The sequence below is a fragment of the Roseomonas chloroacetimidivorans genome (assembly GCF_049629625.1).
In the GTDB taxonomy this organism is placed as follows: domain Bacteria; phylum Pseudomonadota; class Alphaproteobacteria; order Acetobacterales; family Acetobacteraceae; genus Roseomonas; species Roseomonas chloroacetimidivorans.
In genome coordinates this window covers 16,319-34,668 of sequence record NZ_JBNBZS010000006.1, presented here as the reverse complement: position 1 = coordinate 34,668, position 18,350 = coordinate 16,319, and the positions used below count along the sequence as shown (strand labels likewise).

Here is an 18,350-nt window from a genome sequence, read left to right as displayed (position 1 = left end):
CACCGCAGCGGCCCTCACCGCGTGGAGCTGACCAGCGTTAGATTCTAGAGCATGATGTCCGTTGCGGTTAGTGTTTGCAGTCCCGAGAGCGTAAGCGAGAAGTCCGCGATCCGGTCGCCGTTCGTATCGCCCTCGATGTAGGTCTGGCCCTTGCCTGTATCCTGGACGTAGCGCAACTGGCCGGCTGCCGTGAAGTTGCTCATTCCGATGAAGGTGAAAGCGTCATTCGTGCTGGTCGAGGCATTGGCGTCGATCTTGGAAAGGTCAACCTTGTCGCCGGTCGCCCAGTCGGTGATCAGATCCGAGGGCAACCCCGTGTTCCCGCCGCCGGCCTCGGCTGCCAACCGGAAGGTGAACTGATCGGCTCCAGCCCCGCCCGAGAGAACATCGCGGCCAGCGCCGCCTTCGATCACGTCATTGCCGTCCATGCCGAAAACGGTGTCGTCACCGCCGGCACCCGTCAGCGTGTTGGCCCCGGCGTTGCCGGTGATCTGGTTGCTGGACGAGTTGCCGGTGCCCGATATGTTGCCGGTACCGGTCAGCACGAGGTTCTCGATGTTGGTCTTTAGCGTGAACTTGCCGGCGGCGGAGGAGTACACGGTGTCGGTGCCGGCACTGCTCTTCTCGTAGACGAGGTCCCCGATGCTGTCGACATAGTAGGTGTCGTCGCCGAGGCCGCCGTCGAGCGTGTCGTTTCCCGCACCACCGATCAGGATGTCGTTTCCGGCCCCGCCATAGAGGGCATCGTCCCCGCCGCGCCCGTCGATAGTGTCGTTGCCCGCGAGAGCGTCGATACGCTCGGCCGCATCGGTTCCGACCAGGTTGTCGTCGCCCGCTGTCGGGGTGCTGCCGCCGGGTGCCGTATCGTCATTCCGGACCGTTCCGGTCGCTGTGGCCGTTGTGATCGTGGTACCGGCGGAGGGAGAGGACAGGGTGAGAGTGAAGCCCTCATCCCCCTCCACCAGGCTATCGCCGGCCACAGGGACCACAATGGTCTTGGACGTCTCCCCGGCCGCGAAGGTGACAGTGCCTTTCGGCAAGGTGCCGCCGAAGTCGGCCGCGTCCGCCAGGTTGGCCCCGCTACCTGTGACCGACCAGTTGGCCGTGCTGGTCCCGCTGGTGTCGCCTGAGCGGGTGACCGTGTAGGAGAAGGCGGTGGTTCCGTTGTTGCCCTCCAGCAGAGAGAGGGCGCCCGAGAGCGCCAGGCTGGGGGAATTGGCGGCCAGGTCGTCGTTTTGGATCGTGGTCGTGGTCGAGCCTGTCGAGATCGCCGTCCCCGCCGACGGGGCCGAGAGGGTCAGGCTGAAGGTCTCATCGGGCTCCACCACGGCGTCCCCGGCCAGGCTGAGCGTAATGGTCTTGGACGTCTCCCCGGCCGCGAAGCTGACGGTGCCACCCGGCAGGGTGCCGCCGAAGTCGGTGGCGTCGGCGGCATTGGCCCCGCCACCGGCGACTGCCCAATTGGCACTGCTCGTGCCGCTGGTGTCTCCGGCGCGGGTCACGGTGTAGGTGATGCTCGTGATTCCTGAATTCCCCTCCACGACGCTCGCTGGGCCGGATACGGCCAGGCTCGGCCCCGCAGCGGCGACGTCGTCGTTGCGGATGGTGCCGGTGCTGCTGGCCGTGCTGATGGCCGTTCCGGAGGAAGGAGAGGAGAGCGTGACCGTGAAGCTCTCATCGGCCTCCGCGGTCTGGTCTCCCGCGACGCTCACGAGGATACTCTTGGAGGTCTCGCCAGCCGCGAAGCTGACGGTGCCTCCCGGTAGGATGCCGCCAAAGTCTGCGGTGTCGGCAGGGTTGGTGCCGCTTCCCGCGACCGACCAACTGGCCGTCCTGGCGCCGCTGGTGTCGCCCGAGCGGGTTACCGTGAAGGTGAAGGCGGTGGCGCCGCTGTTTCCCTCCGACAGGCTGACCGGGCCGGAGATTGCGAGGCTGCTGCCGACGGCGCCACCGACCAGATCGGCCGCGGCGTAGGTTTTACCGGCGAAGGAGAAAGATTCTACATCATAGAGCGTGTCGGTGCCGCTGGCGGCCTGGACGATAATTCCCCCATCCGCGGCCCTGGTGATGGTCACGGTGTCCCGGGTTTCCGAATAGACCGCCGTATCGGCCCCGCTATCGCCGAGGATCAGGTCATTGCCATTGCCGCCGGTGATCTTGTCATCGCCATCGCCACCCCGAAGCTCGTCATGACCATCACCGCCACTGAGGACATTGGCTCCTGAATTGCCGATGATCAGGTTCGCCAGCGAGTTGCCCGTGCCGGAGCTGCCAGCGGTGCCGGTTAGCTGCAGATTGTCGACGTTGCTCTTCAGCGTGAACTTGCCAGTTCCCGAGAAGAACACCGTATCGATGCCACCACCGCTCCGCTCGATGACCTGGTCGCCTGTTACATCGGCATAGTAGGTGTCGTCGCCTGCGCCTCCGTCGAGCGTGTCAATGCCCGTGCCGCCAATCAGGATGTCGTTTCCGGCCCCGCCATAGAGGGCATCGTCTCCGCCGCGGCCGTCGACGGTATCGTTGCCGCCGAGGGCGTCGATGCGGTCGGCGCTCTCCGTGCCGGTGAGGCTGTCGTCTCCTTCGCTCGGAGTGGTTCCGCCGGCGGCGTCGTCGTTCAGGATGGTGCCGGCGCTGGTAGCTGTCGTGATGGTGGTGCCAGCGGAGGGGGAGGAGAGGGTCAGGGTGAAGGTCTCGTCCATCTCCACCAGCCTGTCTCCGGCGATGTTGACGGTGACCGTCTTGGACGTCTCGCCGGCCGCGAAGGTGACAGTACCGCTCGGCAGGGCGCCGCCGAAGTCAGCGGCGTCGGCCGGGTTGGCTCCACTGCCCGCGACGGCCCAACTGGCGCTGCTGGTCCCGCTGGTGTCGCCCGAGCGGGTCACCGTGTAGATGAAGGCCGTTGCGCCGGCGCTTCCTTCGGCAAGGCTTACCGGACCGGAGATGGCAAGGCTCGGGGCGGCCCCGGCAACATCGTCGTTCTGGATCGCGGTGGTGATGGTGCCTGTGCCGAGGGTGGTGCCGGCTGAGGGGGAGGAGAGGGCCAGGGTGAAGGCCTCAGTCGCCTCGACGGTCAGATCTCCCGAAACGCGCACGGTAATGGTCTTGGATGTCTCGCCGGCCGCGAAGGTGACGGTGCCACTCGGCAGGGTGCCGCCGAAGTCAGCGGCATCCGCGGGGTTGCCTCCGCTTCCTGCGACCGTCCAGTTGGCGCTGCTGGTGCCGCTGGTGTCGCCCGAGCGGGTCACCGTGTAGGTGACGAGGGTATCGCCCGAATTGCCCTCCGAGACACTGGCCGGGCCGGAAAGCGCAAGGCTTGGGGCCGACAGGGTGTCGTCGTTAAGGATGGTGCCGGTGCTGGTGGACGTCGTGATGGTGGTGCCGGCAGAGGGGGAGGAGAGGGTCAGGGTGAAGGTCTCGTCCGCCTCCACCGAAGTATCGCCCTTCACCCTGATGGTGACGGTCTTGGACGTTTCGCCGGCCGCGAAACTGACGCTTCCGCTCGGCAGGGTGCCGCCGAAGTCAGCGGCATCCGCCGGGTTGGCTCCGCTGCCCGTGACCGTCCAGTTGGCGCTGCTGGTGCCGCTGGTGTCGCCCGAGCGGGTTACCGTGTAGGTGAGGGTCGTCTCACCAGCACTGCCTTCAGGCGCGCTCACCGGCCCGGATAGGGCCAGCTTCGATCCGACCGGGGCGTCGCCCTCGATGATGATGTCGATCGGCCGGGTGTTGGTGTAGTTGCCGGTGATGTGGAGCACCTGCCCACCAACGGCGTTCTGCCCGTCATAGGAGATGCGGAAGGTGAGCAGTTCGCCGCTGTCGAGCCCGGCATAGGTGCCGTCCTGGGTTCCCGAGCCGCTCAGGCTCGCGCTGCCCGATCCGCTCATATCGGCGTCGAGCGCCCCGGAAATGGCGGCTGCCCCGCTGGCGCCGAAGTTGCCGATGGCGAAAGTGGTGCTGCCCGCGGTACCGGTGGTGAACTTGACCGAATAGGTCTGCACGCCATTGACCATGCCGACCAGCTTCAGCGCCTGACCGGAGACCCCGATTGCACCGAAAATCGCCCCCTGGCCGAGGGTCACCTCGCTGCTATAGGTTGCGGAGCTTTCGTGGGCGGCCTTCCAGTCATCGAAGTTCTTGTATGAGGTACCCTGGTAGTACCAAGCGGAACTCGAATTCCCCTGGACCGAGTAGTAGTTGTTTCCGGCGATGGTCGCGGCGCTTGATCCGTCCCAGACCGTGAGGAAACTGTCTGGCTCGCCTGTGTAGACGACGGTATTGCCGACAACCACGGCGCCCGTCGCCGCATAGAGGCCACCCTCGGCGTCGCCGATATTGATGGCATCCGGGTTGAAGGCTGAGGCCTCGTAGCTCGTGTTGTAGAGGAACTGAACGCCGTCTCCGCCCTTCTGGTAGAGGCTCTTGGAGGTGGTGCGAGTATCGGTGTTGTCGAAGACGAGCGTCTCGCCGGACATGCCCTTCAGGACATAGGCGAGGCTCGTATAATCCAGGGCGTTGTCATAGACTTGGGCGCCGTCCTGCCAGCCAACCAGGATGCCGTGCAGCTTGGCTGCCTCTGCCCCCTCGTCGCCGAAGCCGCTATTGCCATAGATCTGGAAATCGTTGGCCAGGTTCCGGACGGCAACTCCGGGATCGGAATCGTGGCCGACCAGGATGATCTTGCCGGCGCTGCCGTCGAGATAGTTGTACAGCTCGTTGTAGCGGATGACGCCGCCGGAGATGTCGATCGGGGTCGAGGCCAACTTGTCGTAGGTCACATAGACCGTGTAGCCGGTCTGGTCGGCCGAGGTGCCCGTCTGAGTGATCGTGTTGTTCTCAATAGTCGGGGCCTGCACATCGGTCAGGCGGATGCCGTAGTAGATGCCGCCCGTGCTCGTCGCGTCGGTCCCGGTCGCGTGCAGGTTCGCCTCGACGCCGGAGATGGCCACCGTACTTCCGGCCGCGTCCGCGTCGACAGTGGCAATGCCGCCGAAGCCCGAGCGCCAGACATTGACGATGTTGACGGAGCCGCCCGTGATGCTCACGTCGCCAGCCTTGAGGCTGGGGATGTTGACCATGCTGAGGGCGCTGGTCGCGCTGAACTGGACGTTGTCGAGGTCGATATTGGCGTGGGTGCCGGTACTGACCCCCTGGATGCCGTAGCTGGTTGGGTTGATGAGGCGCGTGCCGTCGAGGTGTAGCGTATAGGTCGAGGGCTGATCGTTGACGGTGATCAAGGCTGTCGTGGTGTTCGCGCCGTCGATGACGATCTTGCCGAAAGTGACGGTGCCACCCTGGTCTTCGGAGATTCCGATAACGCGGGACTGCCCTGCAGCCCCACGGATCGTTGCCCCGTAGTCCGTTACACCGAGCCAGGTCACTGAATTCGACACGACCAGTGCCTTGGCCGGGGTGTAGACACCATCGTTCAGAAAGACCGTGTCTCCATTGGCGGCTGCGGCATTCGCACGCTCGACAGTGGCCCATGGGCGCTCACGAGAGCCGTCTCCGGTCGCATCATTGCCGGCAGGGATACCGTTCGCAGCGGTTCCGGACACGTAGAAGGTGCTCATTCGGTCGCCCCTGTAATGACGCACGCCATCTCACGTGTCTTCGGAGCGGCCTAGCGCGGAGGAAGTGTTTCGGTCCCTTAACAGAGAATCATCGGCGGTGAATTCATATTGGATAAGAATTCTTTCGGAGAATGATCCAAATTTCCGTTCTAAGTGGACAGGTTTAGACAGGGGCTCATTTCGTCTGTATCAAGACGAACTAAGTTGAGCTGGACCAACTAAAAGCTGTAAATGTGTTCTATTGCGCGCCCTGGTTGTAAAGCTGCGGTGCGTAAGGTGGCGACCTTCGCGCATGGCTGGTTCTGGCACCAGCACGATGGTTGCCGGCATGGACAGTTGCCGGACACTGGCCATCCCTGGGCGCGGAAGTTCCAATGCACCCGCGCCCGGGACCTTGCCCGGCGGTCCGCTCTGAACATCGCTGGGCGGCGGGTTCTTCGGGTCGGCGAATGCGTGCTTCTCGTCGCCGGGGCACGGCCAAAGGAAGGGCTGGACGAGGCCGTCGCGGTCTTCCTTGCCGGGAGGCAGACCTTTCTCCGGATTGAGGGCAGGGGCGTCACCAGGTCCATAGACCAAGCCACCGCCGCTTGATCCCGGACGCCGCTGATCGTTCCGGCGGTCAGCGGCTTTCCCCAACAACAACACCGCAGAACAAGGAGCGGCCTCATGACGCCCGCCATAGACGGAAAGGGCCGCATGCCCATCCCTGCCGAGATCATGGAACAACTCGGTTGCAGCCCGGCATGGAGGTGGACGTCAGGGTTTGAGGCGGGTGCATCGTCGTAAGCAGGGCAGGGGACGACGCAGCCTCTGGAGTGATCCAGGCTATGGCGCTCGCCTGCCATGCCCACCCACCCATCTCTACAGCCTGAGGCCTGATGTACGAAGTCGCTGGGCCCTTGGTCGGCCGCCGTATCCTCCTCGTCGTGGGTGAGTTCATGATCGCGGTCACGATGGAGGAATGCTTGAGCTCATCGAGGACGAGGCGGAGGGGCTGGACGGGGCCGTTCTGGACGTGAACCTGGGCCCTGGCGAGACGGCCTACCCGATTGCTGACAGGCTGAAGGAACTCGGTGTGTCCTAACTCTTCTCGACCGAGACGTGCAGCTCATCGATGACCCGGCGCATCAGGGACGTCCACGCCGCAACATGCCGATCTCGCGGGCGGAACTGCTGAGGGCCGTCGAGAAACTTCTGGCCAACCGCTCGCCGCCCTGGCTACTCGACTATCCGCGCGTTCATTACCAACTGAACAACGCACTCCCCACACCCAAGCTTCGGGACAATGGCGGAGCTCTTGGTTCTAGCGACCACTGAACTGAAGATGGTAATGATTAGCTGGCGTTCCCGGCACTGGACCGGGGGCCATCTCTCGGAAGGAAGGCGGCATCATGAGTGAGACGACTCCCTTCGACTGTCCGCGCTGTGGCGTGGTCCTCGCAATGAGTGAGCGACAGGGCATTGAGATCGACTACTGCCCTCAATGCCGAGGTGTCTGGCTTGATCGCGGCGAACTCGACAAGATCATTGCCATGTCTGAGGCGCCCGCGCCGGCACCACCGGCCGCGCAGTCCGCACCAGGCTCCCCGGCTGGCGGGTGGACCCAACCTGTTGCGCCTCTACCGCCGGTGCAGCAGCCCTGGACTGGAGAGCATCGGGGGCACCGCTATGACGATGATGACGACGAGCGGCGCGGCTACGGGCACGGCGGCAAGCGCCGGAGTTCGTGGATGAAGAACCTCTTCGACTAGCGCCCGGGTCTGAGGTTCGGCTGTTTCGAGCGCGGACCAGGTTCAGGAAATCAGGTTTCGCTCCTTATCCACCTTGCGGCGGTCGGACCATGACACCGCCAGGGCGGCGCACAGCATAGGGCTTTCCCGCAGCCCTGCGCGAGGTCGCCTGTGTCCGTTCGGACGCCGAGGTCCAGATCCGCTGCCTGGAATCAACTCGCCGCCGAGCCAGGCCGTGTTGCCTCCCCGACCAACCACCCAGACCTGCGGCCGGTCATGATCTCGTAGGGTTGGTATAAGAGGCGGTAGAGCTGACGCCGAACGGACGTGTACATGCGTGCTGCATACCTGGTGGTAAGCAGGATTATTGAGCACAAGCCCATAAAAAAGCCCCGGCTGGATTTCTCCAGCCGGGGCTCAAGCCCATCGCAGCGCGAACGCTATGATGGTGATTTTGGGGGAGCGACGAGCCCGCCGCTTAACCCTTAGGCGAGGCGCAGATTGCCGGCCGAGAGCTTGCCCTGCTGGCCGCTCTGCACGTCGTACTCGATCTTGTCGCCCTCGCGCGGCTCCTGCATGCCGGCGCGCTGGACGTCGGAGATGTGCAGGAAGACGTCCTTGGAGCCGTCCTCAGGCTGAATGAAGCCGTAGCCCTTGGTGCCATTGAACCACTTAACGGTGCCGATAGACATGATTTGATTCCGATCAAAACGGAAAACTGGTGTGCAACATTGCGCACCGGATCATCTTCTCTTTGAGACGGAAACAAACCGCTGCTCAGATGAATGAGTAGCTGCGGAAAACCGTAACAACGAACCTGACTGAATTCATATAGGGTCTGTTGTTCCTTTTTGCAAGTTCATTAAGGCGCTGGCCTCTTCAGTGGCGTGATTTTGGTTCCGGCTTTACGGTCGCGGGTTGCTCGCGCTTCGGCGCGCGCCCTCCACGCTCCTCGCAGAGCCAGCCTCTTCCGGGACGGCCTCTTTCATGACCACCGCTGGTCGAAGGCATCGGTGTCCAGCGTTATGGCCGCTGTCGCCGTCAGCAGTCGGAGCTGCGTGCAGGGCGCCACAATATAACGAGCCTCTTGCCCTGCTAGCTCCCGCTGGAGCACTCGCGGTCGGCACCTTAGGAAGAAGTGCGAGGGAACTGATGGACAGCTTGGCCCCGAGCCGCCAACGAGAGAAGGTACGGACATGAACGAGTTTGAGGAGGGGCTAGAGGGTACGCCTGCCCGCACGGCCTCAGAACGCTACCTCGAACAGGTGAGGCAGCGCGGTGGGGTGTTCGTTGAGGCCGTTCGCGTGACGCGGATGCCCATGGTGGTGACCGATGCGACGCTTCCCGGCAATCCGATCACCTTCGTGAACCCCGCTTTCGTTCAACTCTCCGGATATGCGCTTGAGGAGCTGCTCGGCCAGGACCCGCATTTTATGAACGGAGGGAGGACGGACCCGGAGGCGATCGCCGCATACGAGGCTGCCATAAACGAGGGGCGGGACGTGACCCTCGAAATCCTGCAGTACCGGAAAGATGGATCGCCATTCCGCGCCATGCTCTTCGCCACTCCCCTGGACGACGGGCAGGGGCGCGTCACGAATCACTTTCTGTCCTATCTGGACATAACTCGCCGGTACGACGCGGAGGAAAAGCTCCGCGCGCTAACCGCGGAGCTGGAGCAGCGGATTGCTGAGCGGACGCGCACCCTTGAAGCGGCCAACAGGGCACTCCAGAAGGCGGACGCTGAACGCGAGATGCTTCTGGTCGAGGTCAACCATAGGGCCAAGAACAGCCTCTCGATCGGAGCATCCTTGCTGCTCCTGCAGGGGCGGCGACAGGCGGACCCGGCAGTCAGGTCGCTCTTTGAGGAATCCGCTGATCGGTTGAATGCCATGGCCCGGGTTCATGACATGCTGAGCCGATCGGAGCAGGCACAGCGGGTCGACGTGGCCACCTATGTGGCTGAACTTTGTGAAGCATTGAGGTCCCTGACGGGCGGCGACGGACGGATCTTGCTGAGGGCGCGGGCCGAAGAGGACATCCTGGTTGATGCCGACGCAGCGTTCCCGATCGGCATCGTGCTCACCGAACTCATAACGAACGCTGTAAAATACGCCTTCCCCGACAGCCGGTCTGGCACGATCCTGGTTCAGGCCAGGCGAAGCGGGCCGGGGCGGGTCGAGATCGTCGTCCGCGACAACGGCGTGGGTATGACGAACTACCGGGAAGGATCACTCGGTTATGGCTTGGTTCGTTCCCTCGTGCGGCAGATTGGCGGCGAGCTCAACGTCCAAGGCGACGCTGGCGTGACCGTCACAATCTCCTTCTCGGATTCGTCGCGTTTACCGCCCCCAGGCGGCCGCGAGCCCGAAAGGTAGTAGCCCACCCACGAAGCGGGGCAGGTGTACTGACGACCTCGCTGCCCATGATCCTGGCGGGTCCCGCACGACCGGCGCCCCATTCTGGCCCGGATACCTGACACTGGGCGGCGCGGGACACAGCTATGAGGGCTCACGCGCTGCCATCCGCTCCTCCCGGATTATCTGGACAGTGAGATCATCATTGTCCGGCTGTACGCCCTGGGGCGCTTCACCCGTGCACCACGCCGCCCAGCCTGCCCGTGATGCAATTCCCTGCACCTTGCATCTCGGAGGAAGTTGGAACGCGGGCACGCCAAGTCTGCCTCGGCCAGATCTCAGGAGCCGATGCCCGGCTGCGTGTGCCTCTCGGCCAAGCGGACGAGCACAGCCATGCGAAGATCCCGGAAGAAGCCGACCGCCCTCTGCCGTCCGGTGTGCCGACCCGGACCTGCACTAGTATGACAGTGAGGCTCTAGATTAGGGACATTCACGGTGGACCTGATGCAGACGGTTCGCGTGGGAGCGGGCAATGTCTTGCGGCTGCTTCTACTCGACGACGGATGGACCTGAACCAATAGCGCAGCCCGGTAGGCGGCGCTGCGAGAAACCCCGACAGTACACCTTTCCGTATGGTTAGGACCTCGTCCTGTGAAAGCAGTAGTGCGCCGCCCATATTTACACAGGACCGAGCGCTTCCCGAAAAAGGCTGCCGCAAGTTGGTCTCACCGAGATGAGCCGTTCTAGCCCGAGCGCGAGCAGCACTTTGTTGATAGCACTCGGGCTGCGGACGTCTCGTTCGGCTGAAGGCGCTAGAAATTACCGCTTGGTCGAACCGTCTCGGCGATTTGTTCCGACGCGAACCGGCTGGGCAGACTTCTGATTGCCTGGATGCGGTCATGAACCTCTTCAAAACGGATCGGAGACTTGGATGGCCAAGGGACAGAAACGAACCAGCCGTGAGGCCAAAAAGCCGAAGGCGCCCAAGAAGCCCGTCGCTGTCACGGGGTCCTCGTTTCTGGCTCCGCCGACGGCGAAGCCGACAGGAGCGAGGCATTGACCGACCTGAGAGCGCCGGGCGAGTTGGTGCAGACGCCGCCAGGCGGGCACTCCACCCGTTTCGAGGTACGTGATCGGGAGAGGAGGGTCGCATGCGAGGTGGCCGACGAAGCTCTTGAAGCCGCGTCTGGCCTCGAGCTTCCCTCGACACCTCTTCTGCGCCGGCGCTCATTTGACCGCTTTCGTGTGCTGATCGACACCGCGGCCAAACTGAAGTTGTCGGCGATGCCGGTCGGCTTCGCCGGCCTGCTGACGATCTCGTCCGGCGACTTGCGATGCGTGCCCCACAAGGAGGGTGTTCCGCAGTTTGGCACGGCATCCTGGACCATGCGGCAAGCGTCGTGAACAACCCGAGCTGGCCAAGCTTCTGCTAACTGACCTTGGAAAGCTGAACTCGAGTTGAAGCTTCTGAGTGCCTGCCGGAGCTTTTAAGGCAGGACAGGTCGCATCCATGGTGTTGGAACCCGAATAGCAGATGCGCTCGCGACAACTCTCCGACTGGGCCGGTCCAACAGGCCCGCCGAACGCGGCAAGTTCAAAGCCAGCGATGCGGCCAGGCACGACGAGGCTCCAACCGCGCCTCTCGCTTCCTGGCTTGTAGAACGTCACTTGGTTGCCAACCGGCGATCCATCCTTGGAGGAACAGACTCATGAAAGAGCGTCTTGTCGACATTCTGGACAGCAACGGGCTGCCCATTCACACCTACCCCATCATGCTTGATGGTTCGGACGGAGCTGCGACCGAGGCTCGATACATGGCGAAGGCATTGGAGGCGGCTGCTCATGGGCAGTTAGTTCCGGACGCCGAACTCGGCAGCCTGACCGCTCAGATGCACCACAGCCGGGGGGGCCCGATGCAGCCTTTCGGGGACGAGATAAGCACCGATTCAGAGACGAAGCTCGGCTTGGAGCAAACCGTCCGCGAACGTGCCTACTCGCTTTGGGAGCAGGAAGGCCGTCCGGAAGGGCGAGCGGACGAATACTGGCATCGCGCTCTCGACCAACATTTTCGTCAGCGTGCCTACGTGTTGTGGCAGCAGGAAGGAAGCCCCGAGGAGGGTGCCGATAGGAACTGGCATCAGGTGCGTGAGTTCCAAGCTCGCTAATGAACTGCCTGATCCTCTAGTGAGCGCCTCAGAATCAGGAATGGACGCCGCTGCGGAGCAGGTGGGCGCCCATGACGGTATGAATCATGAGTTCGGGGCTTCGAAGCAACGCCCTCATCCGGTTGCCGGTTCTTGCGGTAGCGTCACTTTGACGCGGGCTCAATAGTGGTAGGACCTCCTGGTCCCGACCCTTTCCTGCCCCGCTGCCCATGGAAACGGGGCAAGGCGAGGGGGCAGGGGCTGGTCGGAAGCGTCGGTGTCCAACGTTATGGCCGCTAGTAGCCGTCGCCGGCCGGAATTGGCGCGCAGGGTGCACAACAGTCACATTTGAGGACCCGAGAGCGGGCGTAGCGGCAGACGGCTGCCGACCGTGACCAGCACTCCTGCCACACTCATCACAGCATCGCCGATCTGCTGCCCTGGAACTTTCAGCCAAGTCCCCAGCCCGCGGTGACAGGCTGACGCCTACGGCAGATCTAAGGCCCAGCGCGCTCCTGAGTTGCGGCGGAGAGCACTTGGACCGCGGGCTCACGAAAGGCCTGCGGTTACTGTGGCTTTAGCTCCCGCGCTCTGCGCTCGATTGCCTCAGCGGTTACCTCCGCTGAGATGTCAGCCAATGTTCCCTCAACCACGCGCGGCGATGTGGCCGCACCGGCACGTTCCGATGCGGCGAGATGTTCCTGCTGCAACTTGTACTTTCTCCTGGTCTCTCGGACCAGATCGGTCTCTTTTGTGGGGTTCATTGTCATCTTCCTCATGTCTGGGGGTGACGGGGTGCCGCCCTATGCAGAGCATTCCCGGTCAGGGTCTTTCCAATCTGCCGGTGCAGGTCGAGAAAGATGGTGCTGCAGGGGAAGGCATCGTTCTGCTTTCACCCACCCGTTGGCCGCGGTCTGGCAACCCAAGTAGAGGCGGCATCTGGCGATGCTGCTTCTCAACGGAGCCAGTCTACAGACCAATGTGGCCTTCGGCTGCCAGCATCTTACGCGTCCTTTAGCGACTCGACCTAGAAGTATTCGCAGCCATGGACTTCCTTTGGCATGCAGGGCGTGCCTTGGGTCGATGCGCGCTGATAGGCACCTGCGGACCCGCTTCGGCAAGGTGCCCAGACGGCCTCATCAGCCGGGGCGGTGGCGTGCCGCTTTGCTGGAGTATAGTGGGCCGGAAACATGGCACATTGCGGCGCGTATCCCTCCCGCACGGGGGGCGTGACGACATGCGCAAGCTTGCCCAAGGGTGGGGTCTGGCCAGGTCGTTGAAACCCAGGAGCGAAGTGTAGGCGGTTACTATTGTCCGGGCAGTTTCGCCATCTGGCTCAGGTGTTCTGGTAGGTTGCTTGGCAGCCGCGTGGAACGGGCCCGCGCCTAGGCCGAGCAAAGCTCTCAACCAGCACAGTGGCCCCGCGTTATTCAAGAAACCTCTAGGAGTGACATATGAGCGGCGGCGGTTCCAGTCGCGGGCAGGACGGCTTTGCGGAGTTCGAGCACGCGGCTCAGCACATCTCCGAAGCGGTAGAGAACAAGACCGAGATTAGCTCGGGCGGCGCCTCCGGGCAGGGGGGAGCGGCCGTCAGCGGCAGGGCGGACAAGCTTGGCGCCGCCGGGAACGCCGCCGCTACCAAAGTTGAGACCGCCGCGGGCGAAGCGGCGGAGAGACTGGACGCCGCCGGCAGGGCCGTTGCCGACAAGGTCGGGGCTACCGCCAATGGAGCAGCCAAGGGCCTGTCTGCGACAGCGGATGCCATTAGCGGAGCAGCAACTCGGTTAGACGCGGTCGGAAGGGCAGCGGCTGATGGGGTGGAGAGTTTAGTCGCCGGCGCCGGTGACAAGCTCAGCGCGGCGGGACGGGGGGCCGCAGGACAGGTCCGGGGTATAGGAGAGCAGGCCTCGGCCTATGCGGGCGATGCCCTGTGGCAGGCTGACAAGGTTCGGGGGGCAGCAACTGCGGCCGTCAGCCGGCAACCTATTTCAGCCCTCCTAATCGCCGGAGCGGTCGGCTGGATGCTCGGCCTTCTAGCGAACGGCAGGCGATAAATTTCTGGGCCGCGGGCTGACGCGGCGATGCCGAGTCACCGCCATGCTGGTCGCCTGCGGCTGGAGCGAGACGGCTGGGCCGGCCTGAGAAGATGCCGGTGGGCCGCTCAATCTGCTCCGGCTCAGGCCGCTGACCGAGAACAACAGGGGTTCCGGCGGACTTGTGGTGTCGTTGTCCCCAAGGTGCGCGGCAGCAAGCTGAAGTTACACGCCTGCCAGCGGTCGCGACTTCGGAGCAACAACGCATCCTCAGCGGACCAACGCGCCAGCCTTGGCAGCAGTCCCTACCTCCATAATTGGCGGGGCAGCCGCCGCACGAACCAACGCTCCCGGCATCACAGCTAGTCCAGGTCCGGCGCGCACGGAGGAATGCGGCTTCGACTGGGGATGGCTTGGTCTCCTCGGTCTGGTCGGCCTTGCTGGTCTGTCGGGAAGAAGACGAACTCATACGACCCACACCGCCGGCACATCGTCCATCAACCGGCCCTAGTCTGACTGGCAGCGGGAGGGCATTTACCCTCCCGCCCCATGTTCTGCGGCGCCGATGTAAACCGATCCTGACATCCTTGGCATTCTGCGCCAGCTTGCGGTGCTGGCTCCAAGGCTCAGTAAGGCCGCAACCAACTGCTTCCGCCTTGCCTTGGGGGCTTATCCTCATGGAGGTTGCAAAGTTGGATCCCGCGGACATCCCTCCACGCTCATCCCGGAATGCGTTGCTGATCATCAACCCTGGTGCGCGTGGTGGCGCCGCCGACATCTCGGAGATCCTCGCCCTTCTCCAAGACGGCGGGATGACCCTCGAGGTGCATACCTGCGCTCCGGGCCAAACCGCGGCGGATGCCATTCGCGCCCGTGCTGAGGACGGCCTGGACTGCGTGATTCTGGGCGGAGGCGATGGCACGCTGAATGTAGCGGCCGCAGCCCTGCGCGAGACAGGCCTTCCCCTCGGTATCCTGCCGATGGGCACAGCGAACGACTTGGCGCGCACCTTGGGCATTCCGCCCGAGCCTCTCGCGGCTGCTCGCATCATCGCGGAGGGGCATTTCAAGAGTATTGACCTGGGAGAGGTGAACGGACAGCTCTACTTCAACGTTGCAAGTCTTGGGTTCAGCGCGGATCTGGCCAGAGATCTGGGCGCCAAGGCCAAGAAGAAGTGGGGCAAGCTGGGCTATGCCATTGCAGCTTTCCGGCTACTAAGCAGCGCCAAGCCATTCAGTGTCTGGCTGGATCATGATGGCACGGTGGAGCACTTCAAAACTCTCCAGGTCTCAGTTGGAAACGGCCGGTATTATGGTGGCGGAATGACCGTGGCTGCCGCGGCCCAGCCCGATGATGGTGCCCTCGACGTGTACAGCCTGGAGGTCGCGCACTGGTGGCGACTGCTCGCCTTGCTGCCCTGGCTGAGGCGAGGAACTCAGGGCAACTGGCGTGACGTTCGGGCCTTCCAGACCACGGAGCTGGTACTTCGGACACGACGCCCAAAATCCATCAATACGGACGGCGAAATCAAAACGCAGACGCCGGCACACTTCCGGCTGCTGAGGAACGCTGTCCACGTCTATGTACCCGTTTCCCCGGATGAATAATTCCACGAGCCTCGGACGCGACGCACCCGGATCCTGGCATGTGCAACCTCGAAAGGTTCGGCACGCGCCGTTATTCGCCTGGGCATGGCCAACCTCGCCATGACGGCGGGAGCATACCGACCGACAGCGGGTGGGATGCGCCCGGGCTAGGGGGCCGAGGAAGTGCGCAGGCTGCGCCGCAACATCACCCCAGATGACGCGTTGGGTGCGCGGCAGACTGAGTCGCCGCTCCGGCTACCAGCGCCGCGGCAAGTAAGGGGTACCGATGAACCTCCTTAGAAGATCCCACGGTGCTCAGGTCCGCGGACGGACCCTCGCCGGCGTTCTTGGTGCCCTCGGCGTGCTCGCCCTGGTCAACCACCTTGTCGCCCGCCGGAGTGAGCGGCGGCATCCACCTGAAGGCTCCTTCATTGAGGTGGATGGCGTCCGTCTGCACTACAGCGACCGTGGCATAGGAAGCCCCGTTGTCCTGATCCACGGCAACATGGTGACCGGGGACGACTACAACACCAGTGGTGTGGCCGAGCTCCTGCTCAAGACCCACCGGGTCATCATCTTCGACCGCCCGGGCTTCGGCCACAGCGACCGCCCGCGCGGGCGCATGTGGACGGCGAGGGAGCAGGCCGAGTTGCTTCATAGGGCCCTTCGGGTCCTGGGCGTCGAGCGACCGGTGGTGGTTGGCCATTCCTGGGGCGCCATCGTGGCCCTTGCCTTCGCCGAGCGGCACCCGGCCGACACGGCCGGTCTTGTCCTCCTCTCGGGCTATTACTTCTGGACGCTGCGGCCTGACGTCCTGCTGGTCGCGCCCGGAGCAATCCCCATCATGGGAGACATCCTCCGCTACACGGTCTCTCCGCTATTCGGATGGCTCGTGATGCCGCTGCTCAAGCGCATGCTGTTCTCACCCGCCCGCGTGCCGGTGAAGTTCCATGCCGAATACTCCCCCGCAATGTCGCTGCGTCCATCCCAGATCCGCGCGACATCCATGGACGGCGCCCTTATGATCCCTGGCGCTCTGGGCCTACGTCGTGGCTACAAGGACCTTTCCATGCCGGTGGTCATCATCGCCGGGGATGGGGACAAGGTCGTGTTCAAGCGCTCTGCCGAGCGGCTTCACGCAGAGATCAAAGGAAGTGACCTGCAGATCGTGTCAGGCGCCGGACACATGGTCCATCACCTCGCAGCTCGGCAGGTGGCGGGTGCCATAGACGCAGTCGCAACCGCCTCTCAGGAAGGCGTCGGCCTGGATAGCCGCACGCGCTAGTCAGGCAGTGGCGCAGGCGTGTAGCCGTTCCCCGGAAGGTAGCGCGCTCCCTTCGTTCCGACCGGCGGGCGCGCGCGTCTTTCGTGCCAGGGCCGAGCTCAGGCAAGGTGGGTTGAGTTGGTGCCCGCGCCTTTCCGAAGGGCGCTCAACGGCGCCCACCATCACCGCCTCGGTTCGCGACAGGCGGTCGCGGCCGGCCAGCATCTTGCGGGCGACGATTCGCGCGGGGATGGCAGCCGGCTCGTGATCGCGCCGTCGAAACCTTCGCTGCTTCGCCGGCGGGCGGCCACTCGCCAACTACCTGCAGGCGGCTGCCGAAGCCCTTCTCGGGATCAAAGCTCTTGACCGCAGCGCCGGTAACCGGGGCCGAAGTCGCGGACGGCAGTCGAGAAGGTGCCGGAGTTCGGGACGGCGGGTAGGTGGGCGCGGACCAACCCCATTCGCGGAGCATATCACCGTCCGACCCGCGCCTGCGAGATTTGCGGTCGCGCCGCTGGTCACGTTCGTCGGACATCTTCGGACACGAAGGTCAGAAGCGGGAGGCAGCAAGCGGAGCCGGCCTCGCCGTCCCCATTCCTTGTATTTGCTGCCCCGCGGCGCAAGTGGTTGCCAGCGCCCCAATCGCCGACTGAAGGGCTTAATCGCTCTGGTTGAGGCTGGCCGGATACACGTCCTTTCGCTGCACCCATCGAAAGCCTTCGTGTTTGGTGATTGCGGCAATCTGCACCGCCCCTCCGACAGACTTGGGTAGGAACACGGCAAAGCGAATGAATCCGATTGTGGTCTCAACGAGGAAGCGCGCCAGATCGATTGCATCCTGGATCGGCATCGCGGGGACCGAGAGCGTCGCGTACAGGTCTTGGGTCAAGGTCGCCTGCAGATCGGCGGCGCTCTGGGTCGGGATTCCGTGTCGCACCAGGGCACCGCCAATGTCGAACCCAACGCCGAGGATCAGGCGGTTCAGGGCCTCGTACTGCCCATCCCACAGCACACCGAAGCTGCTCTCGTCCATGATCTGGCGCGGCGGTGGGCAAGTACCGGCCGCCATGTTGACCTCCCACACCTCCGCCAAAGGGCGACCGGCGGAGTAGCCACATATGCGCAGTTGAAGATTAGTCGGATCCGGACAGGCCTGGGCCTTCTCCTCAAAGAGGAAGGAGCGTAGCCGCTCCGCGACTTGCCCGAGCTTGTAGCTTTCCGGGTCGAGCTTCCAGTCCGCATGGGCCGGATCAAGCCCGCTAAAGCGCCGCCGCAGATCCTTGAGAAGTGTCTCAACGGACTCATTGCCAATGCCACCCGATCCGGTGGACATCGCCCCGATCGGCAGCCCGCGGCACAGATTGGCGATTTTGTTCGCATGCGTGTAGATCTGCCCGCTTCCCATCGAGCCCGCGCTGTCGGCAGCCATGACCACGCCGTCATTGATCTTTACCGAGACAATGATGGTCATGGCGACGTCCTCAAGATGTCCTGTGCCCAGAGCACCCTCGTGCCGCAGGAGTTGCGACCTCGGCTGGCCACGGTGAGATAGGCTGGCAGTTGCCGGCGCTGCTGGCTAGGATTCGAGGCGCAACGGCTACTTGGACCACGTCAAGGCTGCAGGAGCGTGATCCCGGCGGGCAGGCCGCTGGCCGACAGCGCTGCCCTC

At 63.8% G+C, this 18,350-nt stretch carries 13 protein-coding genes; 10 read left to right on the top strand and 3 right to left on the bottom strand.

Annotation, left to right across the window (positions count from 1 at the left end; translation table 11 throughout):
• Window positions 1-44 precede the first annotated feature (44 nt).
• Window positions 45-5,567 carry a Calx-beta domain-containing protein gene (locus tag ACO1BU_RS05760; RefSeq protein WP_424134964.1) on the bottom strand — a complete coding sequence of 1,841 codons (5,523 nt, stop codon included), beginning with the start codon at window positions 5,565-5,567 and terminating at the stop codon, window positions 45-47.
• A 276-nt stretch (window positions 5,568-5,843) separates the two neighbouring features.
• Here ACO1BU_RS05760 and ACO1BU_RS05755 point away from each other — a divergent pair, with 276 nt between their 5' ends.
• From ACO1BU_RS05755 to ACO1BU_RS05740, 4 genes are all read left to right on the top strand, one after another.
• Window positions 5,844-6,158 (top strand): PDDEXK family nuclease, encoded by a 315-nt coding sequence (locus tag ACO1BU_RS05755; RefSeq protein ID WP_424134963.1) that lies wholly within the window; start codon window positions 5,844-5,846, stop codon window positions 6,156-6,158.
• 370 nt (window positions 6,159-6,528) lie between these two features.
• Entirely contained in the window at window positions 6,529-6,651 is a 123-nt protein-coding gene (locus ACO1BU_RS05750) for a response regulator (RefSeq protein ID WP_424134962.1), read from the top strand.
• Window positions 6,652-6,668: 17 nt separating this feature from the next.
• A complete protein-coding gene (locus tag ACO1BU_RS05745; protein ID WP_424134961.1) occupies window positions 6,669-6,884 on the top strand; it encodes a hypothetical protein in 216 nt (71 codons plus the stop codon).
• 74 nt (window positions 6,885-6,958) lie between these two features.
• On the top strand, window positions 6,959-7,318 hold the full coding sequence (locus ACO1BU_RS05740; RefSeq protein WP_424134960.1) for a TFIIB-type zinc ribbon-containing protein: 360 nt from the start codon (window positions 6,959-6,961) through the stop codon (window positions 7,316-7,318).
• 464 nt (window positions 7,319-7,782) lie between these two features.
• Here the strand turns inward: ACO1BU_RS05740 and ACO1BU_RS05735 are convergent, their stop codons facing one another.
• On the bottom strand, window positions 7,783-7,989 hold the full coding sequence (locus tag ACO1BU_RS05735; RefSeq protein WP_424134959.1) for a cold-shock protein: 207 nt from the start codon (window positions 7,987-7,989) through the stop codon (window positions 7,783-7,785).
• A 504-nt stretch (window positions 7,990-8,493) separates the two neighbouring features.
• On the opposite strand from ACO1BU_RS05735, the gene ACO1BU_RS05730 reads away from it, so the two are divergent.
• The 6 genes from ACO1BU_RS05730 to ACO1BU_RS05705 all read left to right on the top strand — a co-directional run bounded on the left by ACO1BU_RS05730 (window position 8,494) and on the right by ACO1BU_RS05705 (window position 16,702).
• Window positions 8,494-9,675 carry a sensor histidine kinase gene (locus ACO1BU_RS05730; RefSeq protein ID WP_424134958.1) on the top strand — a complete coding sequence of 394 codons (1,182 nt, stop codon included), beginning with the start codon at window positions 8,494-8,496 and terminating at the stop codon, window positions 9,673-9,675.
• 1,035 nt (window positions 9,676-10,710) lie between these two features.
• Window positions 10,711-11,058, top strand: a complete 348-nt coding sequence (locus ACO1BU_RS05725) for a hypothetical protein (RefSeq protein WP_424134957.1) — start codon at window positions 10,711-10,713, stop codon at window positions 11,056-11,058.
• 305 nt (window positions 11,059-11,363) lie between these two features.
• Entirely contained in the window at window positions 11,364-11,819 is a 456-nt protein-coding gene (locus ACO1BU_RS05720) for a DUF2934 domain-containing protein (RefSeq protein ID WP_424134956.1), read from the top strand.
• 2,304 nt (window positions 11,820-14,123) lie between these two features.
• Entirely contained in the window at window positions 14,124-14,342 is a 219-nt protein-coding gene (locus ACO1BU_RS05715; protein WP_424134955.1) for a WGxxGxxG family protein, read from the top strand.
• A gap of 181 nt (window positions 14,343-14,523) precedes the next feature.
• Window positions 14,524-15,438: a lipid kinase gene (locus ACO1BU_RS05710; protein WP_424134954.1), complete on the top strand. Its 915-nt coding sequence runs from the start codon at window positions 14,524-14,526 to the stop codon at window positions 15,436-15,438.
• 265 nt (window positions 15,439-15,703) lie between these two features.
• Window positions 15,704-16,702 carry an alpha/beta fold hydrolase gene (locus tag ACO1BU_RS05705; protein ID WP_424134953.1) on the top strand — a complete coding sequence of 333 codons (999 nt, stop codon included), beginning with the start codon at window positions 15,704-15,706 and terminating at the stop codon, window positions 16,700-16,702.
• A 637-nt stretch (window positions 16,703-17,339) separates the two neighbouring features.
• Here ACO1BU_RS05705 and ACO1BU_RS05700 read toward each other — a convergent pair.
• Window positions 17,340-18,152 (bottom strand): hypothetical protein, encoded by an 813-nt coding sequence (locus ACO1BU_RS05700; RefSeq protein ID WP_424134952.1) that lies wholly within the window; start codon window positions 18,150-18,152, stop codon window positions 17,340-17,342.
• Window positions 18,153-18,350: the final 198 nt, after the last annotated feature.

Excerpts from the sequence above, each read along its gene's own strand:
- ACO1BU_RS05760 (WP_424134964.1), bottom strand. The coding sequence starts at position 5,567 with ATGAGCACCTTCTACGTGTCCGGAACCGCTGCGAACGGTATCCCTGCC.
- ACO1BU_RS05750 (WP_424134962.1), top strand. The coding sequence starts at position 6,529 with ATGCTTGAGCTCATCGAGGACGAGGCGGAGGGGCTGGACGGGGCCGTT.
- ACO1BU_RS05740 (WP_424134960.1), top strand. The coding sequence starts at position 6,959 with ATGAGTGAGACGACTCCCTTCGACTGTCCGCGCTGTGGCGTGGTCCTC.
- ACO1BU_RS05735 (WP_424134959.1), bottom strand. The coding sequence starts at position 7,989 with ATGTCTATCGGCACCGTTAAGTGGTTCAATGGCACCAAGGGCTACGGC.
- ACO1BU_RS05730 (WP_424134958.1), top strand. The coding sequence starts at position 8,494 with ATGAACGAGTTTGAGGAGGGGCTAGAGGGTACGCCTGCCCGCACGGCC.
- ACO1BU_RS05720 (WP_424134956.1), top strand. The coding sequence starts at position 11,364 with ATGAAAGAGCGTCTTGTCGACATTCTGGACAGCAACGGGCTGCCCATT.
- ACO1BU_RS05705 (WP_424134953.1), top strand. The coding sequence starts at position 15,704 with ATGAACCTCCTTAGAAGATCCCACGGTGCTCAGGTCCGCGGACGGACC.
- ACO1BU_RS05700 (WP_424134952.1), bottom strand. The coding sequence starts at position 18,152 with ATGACCATCATTGTCTCGGTAAAGATCAATGACGGCGTGGTCATGGCT.